This window comes from Bacillus salipaludis, assembly GCF_030938565.1.
Lineage (GTDB): Bacteria > Bacillota > Bacilli > Bacillales > Cytobacillaceae > Neobacillus > Neobacillus salipaludis_A.
Genome location: NZ_JAVGVR010000001.1, coordinates 2,501,952 through 2,524,280, shown reverse-complemented (window position 1 = coordinate 2,524,280; position 22,329 = coordinate 2,501,952). Strand labels below are relative to the sequence as shown.

Annotated in this window: 20 protein-coding genes; 1 reads left to right on the top strand and 19 read right to left on the bottom strand. The window is 39.4% G+C overall.

Going from position 1 to position 22,329, the window contains the following annotated elements:
- Window positions 1-16 precede the first annotated feature (16 nt).
- From RCG21_RS12410 to RCG21_RS12375, 8 genes are all read right to left on the bottom strand, one after another.
- On the bottom strand, window positions 17-703 hold the full coding sequence (locus RCG21_RS12410) for a CoA transferase subunit A (RefSeq protein WP_372512758.1): 687 nt from the start codon (window positions 701-703) through the stop codon (window positions 17-19).
- Between the two features lie 52 nt (window positions 704-755).
- Window positions 756-2,300 (bottom strand): acyl-CoA carboxylase subunit beta, encoded by a 1,545-nt coding sequence (locus RCG21_RS12405; RefSeq protein WP_133333732.1) that lies wholly within the window; start codon window positions 2,298-2,300, stop codon window positions 756-758.
- 21 nt (window positions 2,301-2,321) lie between these two features.
- On the bottom strand, window positions 2,322-3,104 hold the full coding sequence (locus RCG21_RS12400; RefSeq protein ID WP_133333733.1) for an enoyl-CoA hydratase: 783 nt from the start codon (window positions 3,102-3,104) through the stop codon (window positions 2,322-2,324).
- Between the two features lies 1 nt (window position 3,105).
- The gene (locus RCG21_RS12395) at window positions 3,106-4,017 is read right to left on the bottom strand and encodes a hydroxymethylglutaryl-CoA lyase (protein ID WP_133333734.1); all 912 of its coding nucleotides are present in this window, start codon (window positions 4,015-4,017) and stop codon (window positions 3,106-3,108) included.
- Window positions 4,018-4,038: 21 nt separating this feature from the next.
- A complete protein-coding gene (locus RCG21_RS12390) occupies window positions 4,039-4,251 on the bottom strand; it encodes an acetyl-CoA carboxylase biotin carboxyl carrier protein subunit (protein ID WP_133333735.1) in 213 nt (70 codons plus the stop codon).
- Between the two features lie 18 nt (window positions 4,252-4,269).
- Window positions 4,270-5,631, bottom strand: coding sequence for an acetyl-CoA carboxylase biotin carboxylase subunit (gene accC / locus RCG21_RS12385; RefSeq protein ID WP_133333736.1), 1,362 nt, complete (start codon window positions 5,629-5,631; stop codon window positions 4,270-4,272).
- Window positions 5,632-5,787: 156 nt separating this feature from the next.
- Window positions 5,788-7,755 carry an acetate--CoA ligase gene (locus RCG21_RS12380; protein ID WP_308913214.1) on the bottom strand — a complete coding sequence of 656 codons (1,968 nt, stop codon included), beginning with the start codon at window positions 7,753-7,755 and terminating at the stop codon, window positions 5,788-5,790.
- A gap of 92 nt (window positions 7,756-7,847) precedes the next feature.
- Window positions 7,848-8,987 carry an acyl-CoA dehydrogenase gene (locus RCG21_RS12375; protein WP_133333738.1) on the bottom strand — a complete coding sequence of 380 codons (1,140 nt, stop codon included), beginning with the start codon at window positions 8,985-8,987 and terminating at the stop codon, window positions 7,848-7,850.
- A gap of 337 nt (window positions 8,988-9,324) precedes the next feature.
- Between RCG21_RS12375 and RCG21_RS12370 the strand changes: the two genes are divergently transcribed.
- Complete coding sequence (locus RCG21_RS12370; RefSeq protein WP_308913213.1) at window positions 9,325-11,148, top strand: helix-turn-helix domain-containing protein; 1,824 nt, start codon at window positions 9,325-9,327, stop codon at window positions 11,146-11,148.
- Between the two features lie 92 nt (window positions 11,149-11,240).
- On the opposite strand, the gene RCG21_RS12365 is transcribed toward RCG21_RS12370, so the two are convergent.
- The 11 genes from RCG21_RS12365 to RCG21_RS12315 form a co-directional block, all read right to left on the bottom strand.
- Entirely contained in the window at window positions 11,241-13,268 is a 2,028-nt protein-coding gene (locus RCG21_RS12365) for a YhgE/Pip family protein (protein WP_308913212.1), read from the bottom strand.
- Between the two features lie 167 nt (window positions 13,269-13,435).
- Window positions 13,436-13,873: an Rrf2 family transcriptional regulator gene (locus RCG21_RS12360; protein ID WP_133333741.1), complete on the bottom strand. Its 438-nt coding sequence runs from the start codon at window positions 13,871-13,873 to the stop codon at window positions 13,436-13,438.
- Between the two features lie 345 nt (window positions 13,874-14,218).
- On the bottom strand, window positions 14,219-14,857 hold the full coding sequence (locus RCG21_RS12355) for an NAD(P)-dependent oxidoreductase (RefSeq protein WP_133333742.1): 639 nt from the start codon (window positions 14,855-14,857) through the stop codon (window positions 14,219-14,221).
- 202 nt (window positions 14,858-15,059) lie between these two features.
- Complete coding sequence (locus tag RCG21_RS12350) at window positions 15,060-15,557, bottom strand: group II intron maturase-specific domain-containing protein (protein ID WP_308913211.1); 498 nt, start codon at window positions 15,555-15,557, stop codon at window positions 15,060-15,062.
- A 115-nt stretch (window positions 15,558-15,672) separates the two neighbouring features.
- The gene (gene ltrA, locus RCG21_RS12345) at window positions 15,673-16,494 is read right to left on the bottom strand and encodes a group II intron reverse transcriptase/maturase (RefSeq protein WP_308913210.1); all 822 of its coding nucleotides are present in this window, start codon (window positions 16,492-16,494) and stop codon (window positions 15,673-15,675) included.
- Window positions 16,495-17,159: 665 nt separating this feature from the next.
- Entirely contained in the window at window positions 17,160-17,519 is a 360-nt protein-coding gene (locus RCG21_RS12340; RefSeq protein WP_308913209.1) for a hypothetical protein, read from the bottom strand.
- An 87-nt stretch (window positions 17,520-17,606) separates the two neighbouring features.
- A complete protein-coding gene (locus RCG21_RS12335; protein ID WP_308913208.1) occupies window positions 17,607-18,356 on the bottom strand; it encodes a gamma-glutamyl-gamma-aminobutyrate hydrolase family protein in 750 nt (249 codons plus the stop codon).
- Window positions 18,357-18,416: 60 nt separating this feature from the next.
- Window positions 18,417-19,139, bottom strand: coding sequence for an amino acid ABC transporter ATP-binding protein (locus RCG21_RS12330; RefSeq protein WP_133332307.1), 723 nt, complete (start codon window positions 19,137-19,139; stop codon window positions 18,417-18,419).
- Window positions 19,139-19,792, bottom strand: a complete 654-nt coding sequence (locus tag RCG21_RS12325) for an amino acid ABC transporter permease (RefSeq protein ID WP_133332308.1) — start codon at window positions 19,790-19,792, stop codon at window positions 19,139-19,141. Before RCG21_RS12325 ends, RCG21_RS12330 begins: the two co-directional genes overlap by 1 nt.
- A 102-nt stretch (window positions 19,793-19,894) precedes the next feature.
- The gene (locus RCG21_RS12320; RefSeq protein ID WP_133332309.1) at window positions 19,895-20,674 is read right to left on the bottom strand and encodes a transporter substrate-binding domain-containing protein; all 780 of its coding nucleotides are present in this window, start codon (window positions 20,672-20,674) and stop codon (window positions 19,895-19,897) included.
- 284 nt (window positions 20,675-20,958) lie between these two features.
- Window positions 20,959-22,074, bottom strand: a complete 1,116-nt coding sequence (locus tag RCG21_RS12315; protein ID WP_308913207.1) for a M20 metallopeptidase family protein — start codon at window positions 22,072-22,074, stop codon at window positions 20,959-20,961.
- Window positions 22,075-22,329: the final 255 nt, after the last annotated feature.

Here is a 22,329-nt window from a genome sequence, read left to right as displayed (position 1 = left end):
CCTTCCTTTTATTGAACTAAACGTGGACAACTGTCCGCCTTTCAATCCTTTTTTCATAGTTTTCACCAAGCAGCAACCGTTGTACATAAATTCCAGGGGTATGAATTTCATCCGGGTTTAACTCCCCGGCTTCCTTTATCTCCTCTACCTCTGCAATTGTGACCTTGCCAGCCATTGCCGCTAGCGGATTAAAGTTACGTGCTGTTTTTTGATAGATTAGATTGCCTAATGGATCTGCTTTCCATGCTTTTACAAGAGCAAAATCCCCAACGATACCCTCTTCTAAAATATAAGTTTTACCGTTAAAAACCTTATGTTCCTTCCCTTCGGCTATCGCTGTTCCTACACCTGTTGCAGTATAGAAAGCAGGAATTCCTGCACCGCCTGCACGGATTCTTTCAGCTAGTGTCCCTTGTGGAACGAGCTCTACTTCTAGTTCTCCGCTTAAAAACTGCTGTTCAAAAATCTTGTTTTCACCCACGTAGGAGGAAATCATTTTCTTAATTTGCTTGTTAGCTAGTAAAAGACCTAGTCCCCAATCATCAACGCCACAATTATTGCTGACTATGGTTAAATCCTTTGTACCTTTATCCCGTAAAGCCATGATGGCTTTTTCAGGAATTCCGCACAATCCGAAGCCTCCAACAATTATGGTCGCTCCATCCGGAATATCTTGGACCGCTTGTGTAAAAGAGTCTACGATTTTACCCCTATTCAAAGAAATAACCTCCTTTTAAATAGATTTCTATTAAAATCTATACTGGATAGACTGCATGTTTTCGTTCAGAGAATTGAGTATACTTTGAAGCATACGCTTCAAAACGATTAACCAGTTCCTTACGTAAAGCGTTTCCTGGGATAATGCCGTCAATGATCATCTCAGAAGCAAGGCGGTAAATATCAATGTCCTCTTTATATTCTTCACGTTTTTGCTGAATAAAGGCAGCCTTCTCGGAATCTTGCAATTGTTCAATTTTATTGGAATAGACAGCATTTACTGCAGCCTCTGGTCCCATTACGGCAATTTGGGCCGTTGGTAAAGCAAGGCAGCAATCCGGTTCAAATGCAGGGCCTGCCATTGCATAAAGACCTGCACCGTAGGCTTTACGGACGATGACAGAAATTTTTGGCACCGTCGCTTCCGCCATCGCCGAGATCATTTTTGCCCCATGGCGGATGATGCCTGCGCGCTCCACCTTTGTCCCAATCATAAAACCAGGAACATCTACAAGGAAAAGAATCGGGATATGGAATGCATCACATAGATTAATAAATTTTGCTGCTTTATCGGCCGTATCGTGGAACAATACTCCGCCTTTCACTCGCGGCTGATTGGCAATAATACCGACTGGTTTTCCATTCATACGGGAAAGGCCGGTGATTAATTCAGCAGCAAAAAGCTTCTTAATTTCAAAAAAAGATCCTTCATCAATGATGCGGTCGATTAAATCATACATATTAAAAGGTGAATTTTGGTTTGTTGGAATCAGGTCTTCGATTGTTTTTTCAAATGACTTAGGCGGTAATGTCACTTTGGTCGGCGGCTTTTCTGAGAAATTTGCGGGAAAATAAGAAAGGTATTTTCGGGCCATTTCAAGCGCTTCCTCTTCGGTTTTCGCCAAAACATCACCGCAGCCTGAAATCGAACAGTGCATCCGCGCACCGCCCATTTCCTCAAGCGTTACTTTCTCACCGATGACCATTTCCGCCATCCGTGGTGACCCTAGATACATAGAAGCATTTTTATCGACCATGACCACGATGTCACAAAATGCCGGGATATACGCTCCACCCGCTGCAGATGGTCCAAACAGCACACAGACCTGTGGTATTTTCCCGGATAATTTCACCTGATTATAGAAAATCCGTCCTGCTCCGCGGCGTCCTGGAAACATTTCTACCTGATCGGTAATCCGAGCTCCTGCGGAATCGACGAGATAAATTAATGGAACTCTCAGTTTTTCAGCAGTTTCTTGAATACGTATGATTTTTTCAACCGTCCGTGCCCCCCAGGAGCCTGCCTTGATTGTCGAATCGTTCGCCATAACACAAACAACTTGTCCGTTTATTTTTCCGATCACTGTTACGACACCATCCGCTGGAAGATCTTCTGCCATGCAATTGGCAAATGCTGCATCCTCCAAGACAAAATCTTGGTCAAACAAAAGCTTTAAGCGGTCACGAACAAAGAGTTTTCCCTGCTCGCTATTTTTTTCGTGGTATTTTGCGGCACCGCCTTTATAAATCTTTTCAAGGCGTTCTTGTAATGTAAGATTCTCTGAATGAACTTCTGTAGTCATGAAGTGATCCTCCCTCTCATGTTACTCCCCTTTGTAGACAGGTTTCCGCTTTTCTTTAAAAGCCTGAAGTCCTTCCAAACGATCCTTTGTTGGGATTGTGACCTCGTAGGCATTTTGTTCGATGGCAAGCCCTGTCGCTAATTCCACATCGTATCCTTTATCAATGGAAAATTTAGCCTGCCGAACAGCAATTGGACCATTCTTAACAATTTGTGCTGCGATTTCCAGTACCTTGTCTAACAATGATTCCGGCCGTTCTACAAACTCAACCAAGCCAATTTCCTTTGCTTCTCGTGCATCAATACGTCTAGCCGTAAAAATAAGCTCTTTTGCCCTACCTTTTCCTACGAGCCTTGGGAGGCGTTGTGTACCGCCTGCACCAGGGATAATTCCGAGTGAAGTCTCGGTCAGTCCGAATTTTGCTGTTTCTGAAGCAACACGAATATCACAGGCCAAGGCTAATTCCGTTCCCCCGCCGAATGCCGCACCATTTACAGCAGCAATCACAGGTTGTGGTAATGTTTCCAAGCTGTTGACGCACTCCCTAATCAAGGAAACAGTTTTCTTAACCATCTGCGCATCCATTTCAGCTCGTTCCTTTAAATCAGCTCCGGCACAAAATGCTTTTTCTCCTGCCCCGGTTACGACTAAACAACGGATTGAAGGGTCAAATTTACAAGTATCGATTACATTTTTAAATTCTTCCAGAAGCTTGATTGAAAGTGCATTAGCCGCATTAGGACGATTTAAGGTAATCACAACAATACCGTCTTCTCGTGTTAAAACCTGTAAAACCTGATCCATATCACTCACCTCTTTCATTGGTCAAGCATGCTTGAAGATTTCGGCTAGGTAAACTTCTTCCGATTTTTTCTTGAATAAAGCGTCCTGCTCCCAGTAGTTTTTCTAAGTTGACGCCTGTATTAATTCCCATATTGCCCAGCATGTACAAAACATCTTCCGTCGCTACATTACCTGAAGCACCCGGTGCATAGGGACAGCCGCCTAATCCACCCGTAGAAGCGTCATAGGTGGTAATGCCCATGTCTAATGCTGCTAAAATATTTGCTGCGGCTGTACCGTGTGTATCATGAAAGTGCAGTGCTAATTTTTCAATCGGGAATCGTTTTAAAAGGACATTTAACATCTCTTGAACCTGCTTAGGATTTGCCACGCCAATGGTATCTCCGAGTGACAGTTCTTGAATGCCCATCTCAAATAAATGCTCTGATACCCGAATTACGTTATCAATCGAGACCTGGCCTTCATAGGGGCAGCCAAAAACAGTTGAAACATAGCCGCGAACAGATTTTCCTGCCGACAAAGTTTCCTTTACGACCTCTTCCAAAATGGGAAAGGTATCAGCAATTGATTTGTTAATATTTTTTTGATTGTGTGTTTCACTGGCTGACATAAACACAGCCATTTCATCAACATTTCCTTCTAAGGCCTTCTCCAGCCCCCGCCGATTTGGGACGAGAGCCGTATACGTGACACCTGGCATGCGCTCAATACCTTTTGCTACTTCCAATGAATCGGCCAATGCCGGAATCCACTTTGGATTGACAAAAGAGGTAATTTCAATAGATTGAAGGCCCGTTCGGGACAATTGATTAATCCAGTTAATTTTATCCTCTGTGGAAAGAAAGGACTGCTCGTTTTGCAGCCCATCTCTTGGTCCTACTTCCTTAATGGTTACATTTATGGGCCAGTTCATGCTCACATCTCCCTTGAAGGTTTATTCTATTTCGATTAAAACATCTTCTTCATTCACAAAGTCGCCTTCATTTACTTTTACTTCCTTAACCGTGCCACTAACTTCAGCCGTAATCGGAATCTCCATCTTCATCGATTCCAAAATGATCACATCCTGCCCTTCCTCAACCTTATCACCCGGTTGAACTAATACCTTCCATACATTTCCTGCCATCACTGCAACAATTTTATTCATTAATTAACCCTCCCTGTGTTATTTCGTGACTGTTTTTTTATTTTCTTGCAGATACTTTTCAACAAAATTTGTGGTCGTATCACCGGAAACGAAGGAATCGTGCTCCACTACTTTTTGAAGCATCGGGATATTGGTTTTAATCCCTTCCACCACATAGTGGGATAGAGCATCCTTTAAGATTTCAATCGCCTCATTGCGATCCGTTCCCTTCACAACAAGTTTGGCAATCATAGGATCATAAAATGGGGTCACGACCGACTGCTCGCTCACACCCAATTCATGACGGATGCCAAGACCTTCCGGTAACACAAATTTGGTAATTTTCCCTGGAGATGGGAAGAAGGTTTTTGGATCTTCCGCATAGATTCGGACCTCAATCGCATGCCCATTACGCTTGATCTCCGATTGTTTAAAGCGTAATGTGTCTCCCCATGCAATTTGAAGCTGCTCAGCAACTAAATCTATTCCCGTTATTTCTTCCGTCACGGGATGTTCCACCTGCAGCCTTGTATTTACTTCTAAAAAGTAAAAGTTTTTATTCTCATCCACTAAAAATTCAATCGTGCCGGCATTTTTATAACCAATCGATTTGGCCGCCTTTACAGCTGCTTCCCCCATCTTACTGCGAGTCTCTTCATCTAAAAATGGGGATGGTGCTTCTTCGACGACTTTCTGATGACGCCGTTGAATGGAACATTCTCGTTCCCATAAATAAACAGTGTTTCCCTCTCCATCAGCAAGAATTTGAATTTCAATATGCCTAGGATTTTCCACATATTTTTCAATAAACATTTCTCCGTTACCAAAGAAACTAACGGCACGTTTCTGATTTCCCTCAAATGCTTTTCTAATTTCATCCTCGCCTCGGACGATCTGCATACCAATGCCTCCGCCGCCTGCTGAAGCCTTTAACATCACCGGATATCCGATTCTCTTTGCCGTTTCCACCGCTTCTTCGACATCGGCTAAGGGCGATGTAATTCCTGGAACAACTGGAACTCCCGCCAGCTCCATTAGCTTTCTAGCTTCAATTTTACTGCCCATTTTGGAGATAACCTCTGGAGACGGTCCAATAAAAACAAGACCTTCCTCCTCACACCTGCGGGCAAATTCAGCATTCTCTGAAAGCAGTCCGTATCCAGGGTGAATGCCCTCTGCGCCTGACGTATGTGCGATTTCAATAATTTTATCGATATTAAGATAACTTTCGGAGACCTTTGCTGGACCAAGTAAATAAGCTTCGTCCGCTGCCGTCACATGAAGAGCGTCCTTATCCGCTTCGGAATAAACCGCAACCGTTTGTATTCCCAATGCTTTACACGTTCGGATCACACGTCTGGCAATTTCACCGCGGTTGGCAATTAATACTTTTTTGAACATACCTTTCCACCCTTTCTAATATCATTAAGGAGATATGTAAAAACTAATCATTCATTTTGCAATATTCTATACGACTATCTTTAACTACCAATCTAGAATATTGGAACCAGTCATTACCGATCATTTACATGGAAAATGACTGGTTCTAATTTATGACTATTTGACTGTCGATTTTTCAGCAACTATTTTTTGTATTTGAGTAACGGACGCCGGATCTTCTAGTCCTGTAATATCACCATGAACACTACCTGATACAACAATCTCCTTTAATAAGCGGCGCATAATTTTTCCGCTTACTGTTTTTGGCAGCATATCTGTAAAAACAATTGATTTTGGAGCAGCAATTTTACCAATTTGTTTTATGATCTGATCATTTATTTGTTGTTTTAATTCAGCTGTTCCATTGAAGCCATCAGCCAGACGGACAAATACGAGTGGAACTTCTCCTTTTATTTCATCAGGAATTCCAATAATGGCGGTTTCAGCGACACCCTGACATTCTAGGACCGCGCTTTCCATCTCCATTGTACTTAAACGGTGTCCGGCTACATTAAAGGCATCATCTGAACGGCCAACTACCCATATATGGCCATCATCATCGATTAATGCAAGATCGCTGGCATAATAATTGCCTTCTACCTGGCTAAAATAGGAACCGTAATAACGCTCCGGTTCTTTCCAAAGTGTCCGGCACAGCATAGGAAATGGTTTTGTGATTACAAGATTTCCTAACTTACAAGGTCCCACTGGATTTCCTTCTTCATCCACAACATCTAAAACTGCTCCTAAAAATTGAGTGCCTGAGGATCCCGGTTTCATTGGCGTTAGCCAGGCTGCCCCAGCGATCGGACATCCGGCTGTTTCCGTTTGGCCCCAAGTATTATTGATATAGATCTTTTTCTTTCCTAAAACTTCATATGTCCAGTGCCATGTTTCGGGATCGAAAGGTTCACCAACTAGAGATATGACATCGAGACAGGATAAATCAAATTTTTCTAATGCCTTTTCTCCCATACTTTTTAACATTCTTAATGCTGTTGGGGCAGTAAACAACTTATTCACCCGGTATTTTTCAATAATTTGATAAAAACGGTCCTTTGTTGGATAATCAACTGCACCTTCATAGACAACAGTTGTTACACCATTCGCTAAAGCACCTGCAATTCCCCAAATATGCATCGTTAACCAGCCGATATCCGCGGTACACCAGAAAACATCGTCATTACGGTGATCCATATGATACTTAGCATAGGTATAATTTTGAGTGACAAATGCCATACCGGAATGCACAACACCTTTCGGTTTACCGGTCGTACCACTCGTATAGAACACAATACCGCTCTCATTCGCTTCAATTCTTTCAGGCTCACATAAGATACTTGCCGCTTTTGTCTCTTCATGCCACCAGTAATCCCGGCCTTCTTTCATTTGAACCTCTGAACCTAATCGATTTACAACAATGACTGCCTCAATCGAAGAAATAGATGGCACTACATTATCGACTTTTTCTTTTAAACGAATGACTTTTCCCCGTCTTTCCGTTGCATCTGCAGTGACCAATACTTTTGGTTCAAAACTGATGAGCCGGTCTGTTAATGATTTTTCGGAATAACCTGAGAAAATCGTATTATAAATCGCACCAATACGAAAACAAGCTAAAACGGCAATAAAGGCTTCGGCTAGATTTGGAAGATAAATAGCTACGCAATCACCTTTTTTTACACCAAATGATTTAAGAACATTGGCAAATCGATTTACTTCAGCAAGAAGCATACTATAAGTGTAAAATCTGGTGTCCCCGTTTTCGCCTTCCCAAATGAGAGCGGTCCGGTTTCCTGCCCCATTTTCTATATGTCGATCAAGTAAATTTACACTCGGGTTACTAATACCGCCGACAAAAAAGCTAAAATCAGGAAGTTGCCCACTAATGGTTTCATTCCACGGTTCATACCAAACAAGTTCACGGGCTGCACGATCCCAAAAGGCAACAGGATCTTCTTGAGATTGTTTAAGAAGTTCTTGAAAAGCTTCGCTGCTTCCAATAGAGGTTGAACGCACTTTTTCTACATCTGGATAAACGAGTTTACTATTTGAAACTACTTGTAAAATTCCACTGACATCCATGTAAAATTGCTCCCTTATCTATTTTTTCATCCTGTTGATTTCCGCTCCAATAATCAACATGGTCCTTCAACACAGCTTGCTATATAAATCCTTTAGCAGCCAATTTCACGTGCAATAACCATTCTTTGTACTTCGGAGGTTCCTTCCCCAATTTCTAGAAGCTTTGCGTCCCGGAAAAAACGTTCCACCTGATATTCCTTCATATACCCATATCCGCCATGGATTTGGACCGCTTGATCACAAACCCGCATGCAGATTTCTGAAGCAAATAATTTCGCCATAGCAGCTTCCTTTTTAAATTTCTTGCCTTGATCCTTTAGCCAAGCGGCTTTATAAACCATATTCCGAGCTAATTCAATATTCATTGCCATGTCAGCCAGTTTGAATTGAATTGCTTGAAACTTCGATATGCTTTGACCAAATTGTTTTCTTTCTTTTGCGTATTGAAGGGCTTTCTCATAGGCGCCTTGAGCAATCCCAACAGCCATTGCGCCAATGCCAATCCTTCCGCCATCAAGTGTAGCTAAAAACTGCTTGAAACCATTGCCTTCCACACCTAAAAGATTCTCCTTGGATGCGCTTACATTTTCAAGGATTAGTTCTGTTGTATTCGACGCGTGTAGGCCCATCTTTTCATAATTGTTAATGACCCTAAATCCTGGAGCTTCTGTCGATACAATAAAAGCGCTAATTCCATTGGTACCTTTTGAGCGGTCGGTTACGGCTGTAATCGCAAGATTTTTAGCAAAGCTTGCATTCGTAATAAAACATTTGGAGCCGTTAATTGTCCACTGATCCCCCTCTAACATTGCCGTTGTTTGCGTTCCCCCGGCATCAGACCCTGCATTCGGCTCTGTCAGTCCAAAAGCACCCAAATATTCTCCCGTACAAAGTGGTGTTAAGTACTTTTCCTTTTGTTCATGTGTTCCAAATAAATGGATTGGTGCCCCTCCTAAGGATATATGGGCAGAATATGTAATTCCCGTTGACGCGCATACACGGCTTAATTCTTCTACTGCTATGGCAAAACTAACGGTATCTGCACCACCGCCGCCATATTGTTCAGGAAAAGGCAGCCCCATGATTCCTAACTTGGCTAACTTATTGAAAATTTCCTTTGGAAATTCTCCGGTCCGGTCTCTTTCATCTGCACCTGGCGCTACTTCCGCCTCTGCAAAATCACGAATTAGTTTTCGTATCATCGCCTGTTCTTCTGTTAAGTCAAAATTCATCTTCGCATCCAGCCTCTCATTTTTTTGAATAGAGTAACCAAATCTTGATGCAACCTTTTGAAAAAGGTTTCTTGATGAATACCATTAACATATTTCTTAATCTTCTAATAATTATAACGCAAAAAATTCAGAATACTATGTCAATCTTCATGAAAATGATTCGATAAAATTTGTGGGTTTTATACAAAAACAAGAATTGAAACGCTTTCAATTTACTTCTATAATTTTACTATAGAGATATTTTTTTAGCAGATTGTTAGACTAAGCATTGGTTTCTACGGAATTAGCAATTTTTGATTTTAGTAATAAACACACTAATCTTTTCAGGAGGACCAAAATGGAAGATACATTAACACATCGCCAGCTTCAGTCCTTAATACATATTTCGAATGTCCTCAATACCTCATTCGATATTGAAACCATTATTGAATTAATTATGCGTGAAACCATTTCAGTGGTTGAAGCTGCGGAAGGCGGCTCATTATGGTTATATAATAAAAAACAAGATTGCTTAATTGCTCAATCCGCACAAGGTGTTTTTTACCCTAAAATTTTCCGACAAATCCGTCTTCAACCTGGAGAATCCATGACTGGGATAACATTTGAAAAAAGAAAATCGGTTATTTATAAAAACGAGAATGAAATTAAAACAGCCTTAGCAACATTATCTTTTAAAAATTCAGGTTTATTAAGCAGATCGATACCTGAAAGTTTCCATTTTTCAACGGTTATTTCTGCCCCGATTTTTTTGAAGGGTGAATGCATTGGGGTGTTTACTTTAGATTCTTTCCAACAGTCTTTAAACTTTAAGCCGGAAGACCTTCATCTATTAGAAGCAATCTGCCATCAAGCGGCTGTTGCATTAGAAAGATCCAGTCTCTACAAGGAAAAAGAGCAGACTGTCAAAAACCTTTCGTATTCTATTGAAACGCATAGAACCCTAGCGAATCTTGTTCTTCAAGGAGAGGACCTTCATTCTATATTACAATACATACACCGGTGGATTGGACAAAACACGTTTCTTTTCGATGAGTTAGGAGACCAAATAACCTCTTCCTATGATCCCGTTCTTTCCACCGAGATTCTAATGTATGTTAAGCATCAAGCTGCTATATTGATGAAATCAACTGAAAATTCTCTTTCCGTTAAGGAAGTTGAAGTGGTCGGTGTCCCATATCAGTTGGTCAGCTTACCACTTGGCTCGAAACCGAATTTCCTTGGTTTATTAATGATTCTTTCAACGAAAAAATTGGACGAAATGGATTTGGCCGCTCTTGAACATGCCTGCACGGTTCTTTCCTTACAAGTATTTAAAGAGCAGACCGTATTCGAGACCCAACAGCGTTTAAAAGACGAATTTGTGACAATGCTCTTTACTGAGCAAATGGACGAGGCGCTTTTACAAAGAGCAAAAAGCCTGGACCTAAATCCAGGAGATAACTACATTGCAACTATTATTGAATTTTCAATGGATTCTAACCAGAAGAATCAGCCTAAAGAAGGCATAATTAGAAAAATGATTCAACTTACGAACCAGGCTTTTCTGGGACCTTATACAAAGGGTATGACAGTAACATATCATCATCAAATCGTAGTGCTTCTTTCCGATCATTCTAATACTGCCAATTCTTTCATTGTTTCGCGGGTAAAGGAAAAGATAAAGTGGATTCAACAGGAAATAATGTCGAGAAATTGGGAGGTTGAGGTCGCTTTTGGAATAGGCAGAGTCAAACAAGGGCTGCAGAATGTCCACAAATCTCTCAAAGAAGCTGAGAATTGTTTGAACTTTATTCGCCATTTTCACTGGGAAAATTCAATTCTTAGTTATTCAGATCTTGGGATTCAAAGGTTTATACTGCAAAATCCCGAAGAAGAAGTGATGGAGTTTATCCATGAGGTGCTTGGTCCCCTCATTGACTATGAAAACTCTCGAAAAGGAGACCTTCTCAAAACCCTTTATATCTATCTAGAGGGAAACCAAAATGTGAAAAGGACGGCAGATACCTTACATGTCCACATCAATACTTTAAGCTATCGTTTAAAAAGGATTGAAGAAATTCTATCGATGGATTTAACGGACAGTAAACAGGTACTTAACCTTCATTTGGCTGTAAATTTATACCGATATATAAAAAAACAACCAAGCACACAAATGGTGTGAAATGTATCTAGAGGCAGGCTCAGTTAAATTCAAATTTTAATCGTGCTTGCCTCTGGCTTCCCATAAATCTACATGTAATTCAAATAGTACAATCAAGGAACCAGTTTAGTAGCTTTCGCTTTTTCAGCTGTTTTCTGGATTCGAGTTCCTAATGGTTTCTTTAAGACAAACGCAATCAGAAAACTAATACCTACAAAAACAAGTAGGGCAAAAAAGTCTTTGACAACAATCTTATTTATCATTCCACCGACTGTTTCCCGCAGCATGCTAACACCGTACGTGAAAGGCATGAAAGGATTTAGCTTTTGGAAAAAGGTTGATGTCACACTTACGGGAAATGTTGCGCCAGAACTGGAAATTTGCAGGACCAAAAGAATAATGGCTAATCCTTTCCCGATATTGCCAAACACTGAACACAATGTGTAGGTAATAACGATAAACACCATGCTTATGAAGATACTGAACAACACAAACCATCCTTTATCCACCACATAGGTATGAATGATAAACAAATCTCCAAAAGAAACAATTGCTGCTTGAAATATACCGATTGTTAGAAAAGTTAATAGTCTAGCAAGATAAAGCTGATAGTCCCTATAGCGATTATCCAGATTTTCTACGTCTACTCTTAATGAAGCCACAAGGAGCGTAGCTCCTACCCACAAAGCAAGCATCGTATAAAATGGAGACATCGCAGAACCGTAATTGGGGATAGGAAAAATCCGCTTTGTTTTTAACAGAACTGGATTGGACAAAAAATTGCTCTCCTTCGTCGGGTCATGCTTTAAAAATTGTATCAAATCGTAAATATTGGCACTATTTTTAAACTGTCTAATTCTATCTGCAGCTGTTCTAACTTTTTCTTCAAATCCAGGTAAATCATTTCTGGCCAAATCCGCTGCTTTGTGAATCACCCTTTCAACTTCCGGAAGCTTGGTCCTGACAAGATCCGCTGCTTTTCGAATATCCTCTTCTAGTCCTGGCAAATCATTCCGGACAAAATCGGCAGCTTTATCGATTTTTTGTTCAATTGTTGGTAACTCATTTTTTACAAATGCCGAAGCTGTGTTAATTCCCCCTACTACTTTATCTACTTTTTGTTGTAAATCAACTCTGGTAGCTTGGACGTCATGTTGGATTTTTACTAGTTCATCATAAACCTGGTTCAACTGTTCCTGATTACCCTTGGTATCTGCCTCGTTTGCAGCCTTCGCTTGTTCCATCGCATCCTTAATTTTTGTTTCGATCTCAGTAAGATTTGCTACTACATCTGCTACAATTAAAGATGTTCTTTGTATTTCCGAAAGCTTTCCTTGGAGGGCGAGCACCTTATCGCCTGCATCCTTTACAAGCTGTAAATTATCTTTAACTTTTAAAATACTTGCACCTGCCCGTTCTAGCTCTGGTATTCTTTGCTCCAATTCAATAATTTGTTGACCTTTCCTGTGAATCTCAGGAAGTTTACCCTCGAGTTCAATTGCTTTTTTCCCCATCTGATCGATGACCGGAAGTGCCTTCTCTAGTGCAAAAACTTGTTTTTCTACATCTAGAATCGACGGTAAATCTTTTTCTAGTTCCACTCCAGCCTTATAAAATCCTGAAAAAATCGCATCTCCAACGGTTTTAATAAAAGCCTGGCTAATTTGAGCTGTCACACTTGATGCACCTGAGCTAGCAATTTTTGGTGCAACGGCATTGATTTTTTCATTTACCCCAAAAATAATTTCCGGTTTTTCAGGATTCGCGGATATAATGCTAGTTATTTTTTTAGAAAATTCCTTTGGAATGATAAGATAGGCATAGTAGTCTCCCTCCTCCACTCCCCTTTTGGCTTCATTAGTCCTCACAAACACCCAGCCCAGTTTATGATTCTTTTTTAAATTCTTTACTGTTTCATTTCCTACATTAATATTTTTTCCACTGATTCTAGCACCTTCATCCTCATTCGCAACGGCAACTTGTATTCCAGATGTATTCCCATACGGATCCCACATCGACTTGATATTAAACCATGCATACATAGAAGGCAGTATCATAAGTCCTACTACCAACAAAGCAACGGAAGGAACCCTGAATATATTTTTCCAATCTGATCGATAGATGTGCCAAATTTTGCCCATTTCAAAACACCTCATGTCATAGTGCATCCTAACTATTATCTTTTGAAAATGGGCTGATTTTATGACTTAATATTTTATTTGACCATAAAGTGGATTTTTAATGGAGGACAGATTAAGTGAGTTTTTCAATGTGTAAATTAAAAAAAGCAGATACATTAATCATCTGCTTAGTCCTTTAATTTTTCTTTATTAACAATATCCTTCACAACATCTTCAAGAGTCACATTTTCCAAGGTTTTCTCCATAGCTACTTGAGCAGAGGTAAATAACGGGCCAATTGCATCTTGGATATTCCTTCCCACCAGGCAAGCGGGATTGGGTTCTTCATGGACACTAAACAATTCATTCTCTTGTACAACATTCACTGCCTTATATACATCAAGTAAAGTAATATCAGATAAATCCCTGGCTAGTTTCGCTCCCGCAATACCAGGATGTACTTCGACTAACCCGGCTTTTTTAAGCATCCCCATAATTTTCCTTATCACGACTGGGTTTGTATTTACACTTCCAGCTAGAAATTCTGATGAACTGATTCCCTCTTTATTAATTTCAATAAGCGTTAATATATGAATTCCAACTGCAAATCGACTACTTATAGACAATCACAGTCACCTACCTTATCCTTGTTTTCATGTAATTCTTTTAATTATAAAAATATTATACTTAAAATAGGGAACAAATTATAGTGGTCGGGTTTTTTAATGGAACTTCATTGGGTAAACACATTTGAGTATTCATCATAATCTCCATTACTGAACACGTTAAATATGATTTTTTCAAAATGATTTGGATGTCCAGATGATTTTTGAGTCTTAATCAATATTAAAAATATATAAACTGTTATTAACCAGGCGTTTTGACTTATACCTTATTACATATTCCTAAATAGTAAAGTACCATTAGCGCAAACACTAATGGTACTTTGTATATTTAATTGGTTAGAAAATTTATTCTACTTCACCGACAACAGTGAAACGTTCATTTATATGTTGTGGATTTTCACTTTCATCCAATACAGCAATAGCATAGTCTGCATAACTGATATAACTTTCACCTTTTGAATTAACAAGAAGATGATCTTTTCCTGACTGATAAGATCCAGTTCTTTTTCCTTCCGCATCAAATACCGCAGACGGACTGATAAATGTCCATGTAATAGTAGATGTTTCTTGTAATTCTTGCAAGTTTCTTCCTTGCCCTTTTGCAGTTGGGAAAAATATATCTGGAAAATCAGGTGTATCCATTACCTTAACGGTTTTATTCTCATCTACATAAAGACTTCCAGCTCCACCAACAATGATTGCTCTTGTATTTGTTCCTTTTAGTGCCTCAATTAAAGAATGTCCTGCATCCACGTGTGCCTGCTCTTCACCAAGAGGAGCACCGAATGCATTGACCAATACGTCAAACTTTTTAACATCATCAGATGTGAGGTCAAATATATTTTTTTCAATTACCGCAATGCTTTTATCTTTAAGTTTTGACACCTCTCTTACAATCGCAGTTACTTCATGTCCCCGACTAACTGCTTCTTTCAAAATAAAATTACCTGCTTTACCACTTGCACCAATGATTCCAATTTTCATTTTACATTCCTCCCATAATTACAATTCTATTGTAACTAAATTAATTACATGTAATTATAATAATTACATCATTAGCATTTGTCAATACATTTAAAAATCCTTTCCTAATAAGAAAGTAGGGAAACCTCTCTCGAGGCTTCCCCCTTATCAAACCGTACGTGCCCTATTAAGGCATACGGCTTACCAAATGTTACAATGTTTATCAAGAGGATGCATTCCAGGCATTTTGCATCTTTTGTAAGCGATGAGGGGTAAAATATTCCTCACCTTTTTCTTTTGCTCTTTTGACTTTGTATTGGAATCTTCTTTTTGCAGATTTACTCATATCGCTTAGGTATTGTTCTATAGTGTATCCGTAGACTTTATTTAGATAAAGCCAATAGGATGGGATTAGTTTAATCTTTAAAAAGAATTCGTTATTCCAAAGGGTATTCATTCTCATACCTTTTCTTTGGGTTGGGTGCTTATGGATTAACGCAACACGCAGTCTTTTTCTTATATATCCATCAATTCGCTCAAGAATTTTCCTTATCCATCGAGTTCTACAGTGACTCTTTTGTCCGTATTCTTCGTTTGCTTTTACCGCTTTGATAATAGTCACATAGTAATTTACCTTACCTCTAATAATAGGATTTACCCGATTTATCCATTCTTCTTTGCTAAGAGTTAGGGATTTCCTAGTCTTTTCCTTGATTTTCAATCGAAAATCCCTGATGGATTCTTCCTTTGGTGTAACATTAAAGAAGGGTTTATTATCTTTCCTTCTCTTTGTCCAATGATGGAATGTGAACCCTAAAAAGTCAAAGTCGTCCTTATCAAAGTTGACAAACTCTGGTCTTCTCTTTAGAGATTTCCAGTCCCAACTCAGCTAACTTATTCTTAGTTAAGGTAGCCGCCTTCTTGATTTCTTCGTTTGATTTAGCAAATAACAAGAAATCATCTGCATATCTGACAAATCGAATACCATTCAAGTCCCACTCCCAGTCAAGTTCATTAAGGTATACATTTGCAAGTAGTGGTGAGATGACGCCGCCTTGAGGTGTGCCATAGTCAGAATGGATAAGTTTCCCCTCTTCCATGTGCCCAGCCTTTAACCATTGTTCAACCAAACTCAGGACCGTACGGTCTGACACATATTTCTTTAAAACCCCAATCAGTTTATTATGGGGTATATTGTCAAAGAAACCTTTTATATCACAATCGTAAATATGGTTATATCCTTGTTCAATATTCCAGAGGATTATTTGCAGGGCTCTTTGTACCCCTCGATTCGGTCTGTATCCAACCGACCAGTTATGAAACAACAAATCTTCAAATTTTGGCTGTAGTACATTTACAATACTTTGTTGAACTATGCGGTCCCCGATAGTTGGAATACCTAAAGGACGTTTCTTTCCATTCTTCTTTGGTATGTATACTCTTCTGACTGGTTGAGCTTGGTAAGTCTTTGCTCTCAATTTGTTTAGAAGTTCCATGATGTTTTCTTGTAATTTGGCATCATAACTTTCAATTGTTTCTCCGTCGATTCCTCCTGCCCCTTTGTTTGCTTTAACTTGTTCGAAGCTTTGGGTTAATTTTCGGTCAAACAATATCTGCCCATATACACTGTGTAATTTAAACTTCCACTCTTGATTCATTGCGTATTCCACGCCTTTCCTTGATGTACATTCAAACGGTTTTACCGCAGTAACATGATTGTTTACATTACACCTAGTTAATGGCTTGGAGCCATAGGTCGTTCCCCTTCCGTTCACTCGATGTTATGGTCATCGAATTACTTCCGTACTATGAGAACGTCTGACTTCTCCACCCGTTCCTCGTCATTTCGGATTACCCTTATAGACTAGAACCCTGCCTGTTTGGTAAGGTGGAGACCTCACGGGGTTATCGCATTTCCCTTCTAGACATACCCTGCACCACCACGTTATAAGTCACATTTTCTCGCTCTGACTTCTAAAGAAAATGCCCCTTTAGCGGGCTTCCTCACTTTTCGAAGAGTCGCCAACTTATCCCGCCGCCGTGCTTCACACTTATTGCATTAGGGTCTATCTAGTTGCCTACGGGTCTCTCGACTTACCGCATCTCCTTCAGACAATACCTCACGGTATTGCCCTAGATTAAGCTTCCCGAGCTAGGTCAGTCTCCTCGGAGATGGACTTTCACCATCTGGGATTCAGTATCATCATCATCAACCAGTCGTTTCACCGAGATGACGTCTCTGTCAGATAATGAAAAGAAGAGTGTCGACTAGATCAACACTCCATGCGACTGCCCGTCGCACAAAAAGACCCCTTTTTAGAGGTCAATTGTTTTTTAACTCTTCTAATGGCAGACTGAGATTCTTTAATGTATAAAGTCTCGCTGTAAAAATGAATAACTCATGATAATTATTTTTTACATATTCATCAATAATGCTGATTCCTTTATTAAATCCATCAACAAGATAGAGCGTATATTTTTCATCCCAAGAAAACTGATTGATTCTGATCAACTCATCTGCAATGATTTGAAACTTAAAATCCTCAATCAGCAGTTTAATTTGATAGATTTTATCTTTCTCCACACGGCTTTTATCTTTGTTTTCATAATTTTTTTGAACGAATTTTATAAAATCATTGATATTTTCCGCTAACATTAACGCTTTTTGCATCTCGAAGTTCATCTCTCCATCTCCTTAATATCTAAAAATCTAATCCTTAATTAAGAAGATTGTATGTATTGAAATGATCATTTAATACTGACAAGCCAATTACCCAACGGTCTCTAAACCATTATTGAAATGGTATTTGCTTACTTCTACTAATCGATTAAATAATTCCTGCATCTCCGGATGTTTTTCTGACATCGATTCAGGATGCCATTGAACGGCGACCAAATATGGATAATCCTTTCCTTCGACCGCCTCAATAATTCCGTCATCAGCTAGCGCTGTAATGACAAGGCCTTTTCCTAATTCCTCTATCGCTTGATGATGAAGAGAATTTACTAGTGTATCTTGATGTCCCCAAATCCCATTAATCAAGCTATTTTTCTCCAGTTTTATATGGTGGAATGGCAGAGGTCGGGGAATGGTCTGCTCATGAAGATGGACTTCTTTTTCTATTAAAGAAGGAATATCTTGTATAAGTGTTCCGCCACAGGCAACATTGATTAGTTGTATTCCCCTGCAAATCCCAAATATTGGCTTTTTTGTTTTTGAAAAATAGTCAAATAACTTTATCTCGAATTCGTCCCTCTCGCTTCGAAAAAAACCTATTTTTACATGTGGAGGCTTCCTATAAAATTGTGGATCAACATCTTCACCGCCGCTAAAAATGATCCCGTCGCAAAGCGTAACATATTGTTTAATGGCCTCTTCATCTTTAACAACTGGAAGAAGTATCGGGATACCGCCGGCTCGTTCCACAGCTCGGTGGTAATCGTGATGAATATACACACCTTCCATGTTGTCATTATACTTAACATAAGATGTTGTAATGCCAATGATTGGTTTTTTCATTTTTTTCACTCTTTCTCTTCTTTATTTCGAATAAGGAAGGGGGAAGCTACAAATACATCCTTAAAGGACCTTATCTAGAAATGAACGAAGCCGCTCACTTTTTGCTCCTCCAAATATCTCTTTAGGTGGTCCATCTTCAACAATCACACCTTGATCTAAAAATAAAATTCGATCAGCAACTTCTCTTGCGAATCCCATTTCATGTGTGACAATAATCATCGTCATACCCTCATTAGCCAGGGTACGCATAACCTGTAATACTTCTCCAACTGTTTCCGGATCTAGAGCGCTAGTTGGTTCATCAAACAACATCACCTTCGGATTCATTGAAAGGGCTCGTGCAATAGCCACCCGCTGCTGCTGTCCGCCTGATAAACTTTTCGGATATTCACTTGCTTTTTCAGTCAAATCTACTTTCTTTAGATAATTCATGGCAATCTTTTCTGCTTCAGCTTTGGTCATTTTTTTAATTTTAATGGGTGCCAGCGTAATATTCTCTAAAACCGTTTTATGAGGAAATAAATTAAACTGCTGAAAAACCATCCCCATTTTCTGCCTCGTAACCGTAATGTCATGCCCTTTTTCTGTTACGCAGGTTCCTTCAAAATAAACCTCTCCACTTGATGGAACTTCGAGCTGATTGATACAACGCAGAAGCGTTGATTTTCCCGAACCAGACGCACCGATTAAACAAACAACTTGTCCTTTAGGAATAAATAAATCAATACCTTTTAAGACATCATTGGAGCTGAAGGTTTTATGTATCTTTTTCATTTCCAGCATTAATTCGACACCTTCCTTTCCACAAGCTCAGTTAACCAGTTAATCGAGGTGTATAATACCCAGTACATTAATCCAATCGTAAAAAGATAGGCGAATATCTCATAGTTTTGCGCATAGCCAATTTGGGCACTGTACGTCAGTTCAACTACTCCGATAACGGCTAAAAGAGAGGTATCTTTTAAACTTATACTAAACTGGTTCATAAAGGCTGGAGTCATTCGTTTTACTGCTTGCGGTAAAATAACATAAAAAAATGTTTGCCGTTTTGTGAACCCAAGAGCGCTGCTCGCTTCCTCTTGTCCTTTATCAATTGATGCAATACCAGCACGAAATACTTCGGCAAGGTAGGCGCCTGCATTGATGGAAATCGTCATCGCTCCAACAACCATCGGAGATAGGCCCCCGGGGACAATCATGGGCATGATGGCAAAATAGACGAAAATAATTTGAACATATAAGGGTGTACCACGAATGATACTTACATACACTCGGGTGATGCTTTGTAAGATTCGATTGGAACTTATCCGAAACATCCCAAAGATTAAACCGATGATTGTCGCAAAAAGTAATGAAATACAGACAATTTCAAGAGTCTTTCCCGCTCCTACTAAAAGGTTAGGGAAGTCCTGCCATACCATTTCAATTCCTCTCATCGTAACCCCTCTTTCTTCTATGTTTGAAAAAAGGCGCATTCATCTCATGCGCCTTTTTGTTCATCTCATATCTATGTTGTATTTCCTGCAGAATGAAAACACTTATTCGCCAAAGTACTTCTTATGCAATGCATCGTATTCGCCATCGTCTTTTATTTCTTTTAACCCTTTATTGAAATCCTCTAAAACCTTTTCCTCATCCTTTGCGATAGCGATCCCATATTGTTCCCCGGTTAAGCGCTCCCCAACTCTTTTTAGGCCTTTCGCTGTACCGGATTTCATTTTGTCGGTTACAAATGGATAGTCGTTAACTAACGCATCGGATTGTCCATTTTGAACATCTAAGTAGAGAGTCGGCTCATCCTCTAAAATTTTCACCCTTGCCCCATATTGCTTCGCTAATTCTTTTGCCTTTTCCAATCCGGAAGTTCCATTTTTAGCAACAATGCTTTTTCCCTTTAAGTCAGCGGGACCGTTTATATTACTTCCCTCTTTTACTACGAGCACCAGACCACTATCAAAATAAGGATCGGTGAAATTGGTTACCGCCTTGCGCTCTTCTTTAATCGTAATGGCTGCAGCAGCCCCATCCACCTGATTCGTCTTTAAGGATGGAATGATTCCATCGAATTTCATATCCTTCCACTGGATCTTATATCTTTCTTTTTTTGCAATCGCTTCTACCACCTCGATGTCAAAGCCCGCAAATTTTCCATTCTCTTTGTGTGCAAAAGCCCCGCCGTCCGCACTTGTCGCAAATACTAGTGTTCTTTCTTTTGAATCACCATTTGAATTGTTCGTCGTGGTTGAAGCTTTCCCACACCCTGCAAGTGCCAGTGTTATGGCACCACAAACAGCAATCGATTTCAGCACTTTTTTCATTGAATCCCCTCCCAAATTTAGTTACCTTTTACTTTGTTATTCTTTTAATCTATCTAAAAGGAGTGTAATCTCCGAATCTATATTCTATTTATTGTAAAAGGTTGTCCAAGTTTTTTTAAATCGTCTACTAGTTTCGTTGATATGATTTATATTCAAATTTAAAACTTTTAGACCTGAATTTAAGGATAAGGATTCTTCTCTTTTTTATGACATTAAAAAAGTTAGCATGAAGATTCTTCATGCTAACTTCCTAATTATTACAAACTATCCAATTTAACTTTCCTTTACTGTTCAGCAAGTCCTTTGAACAATTCCACTCCTGTTTCAATGAGATCGTCTCGAAAGTTATATTCATAGCTATGCAGATTCGGATAGTTTTCTCCGTTTCCAATATAACAGTAAGAACCTTTTGTTAATTTTGTATAATGGCCAAAATCTTCAGAACCACGGAACGCTTCAGTTAGCTCTTTCATTGGAATCCCTTTTTCTTTGCAGACCTGACGAATTTTGTCAGAGCTTTCTTTGTAGTTTGCCGTTTCTGGGAATTCATCCTGATATTCGAAGCGAACCTTCAGACCATACTTCCCTGCTTCGGCCTTCGCAATATCTTCCAAATTCTTTTGTAGTCTATCCAATTCTTCTTCATAGAGTGCACGAATCGTCATTCGAAGCGAACCCTTGCTGGCATTAACACCAAAGGCTTTTGCACCAATATCTACCTGAACAACAGTACAGAGAACAATTCCTTTATTGATTTCGGGGTCAACAAATCCAGGGATCGCATCAATTATCTTCGCAATAGCGAAGGACGGATTGATTCCCTTTTCCGGTTCGCTGGCATGAGATGGAACACCCTCCATTTGGATCGTCATACCTTTAGATGCACAGTGTGCGGTCCCATCAATAACGAAAACGGTATTATGTTTAAAGCCGCTCATATTATGCCAAGCAAAAATCTCATCAATGTTATTTTCCTTTATGAAAACAGCACACTCGGCAGCACCGTCTCCTGTTTCTTCTGCATGCTGAAATAGGAAAAAGATATTGTTGTCGGAACCTAACTGATCAATTTCAAGGGCAAAACCCGCCAAAGTTGCAGAGTGTCCGTCATGACCACATTTATGTGAAACCCCTGGAAACTTAGAACCATATGGAAGTTCAATTGTTTCCTCGATTGGAAGTGCATCAAAATCCGCACGGAATGCTACATTTCTTTTACCCACGTTAGAATGATAGATGGCATAAAACCAACGGCCTCTATCTACAATTTCAAGCTTCGTGTTTTCTTTGAGAAAATCAATTAAATGCTGCTTTGTCCATACTTCATGGTTTGATAATTCCGGATGAGCATGAAGTTCATGACGAAGTTGAATTGCCAAGTCTAGATTTTTCTTTTCCATATTCCATTCTCCCCTTAGATTTATGATGATCTTTTGCAATTTATCTTAAAACGCTTTCACTTTTGCAAAAGTCTAGCAATCCATGGTCGTACCTTAACTTAGATTTTACATTATTCAAGTACAAACTAAGGATTACTAAAAAAGGCTAAAAAATAATCACAAATATTCAGTCTCTTTTATCGAAATATTTAATTACCTGTATATATTATATTATATACTTTATATTTGACTGTCAATAAAAAAACGACTTTGTCG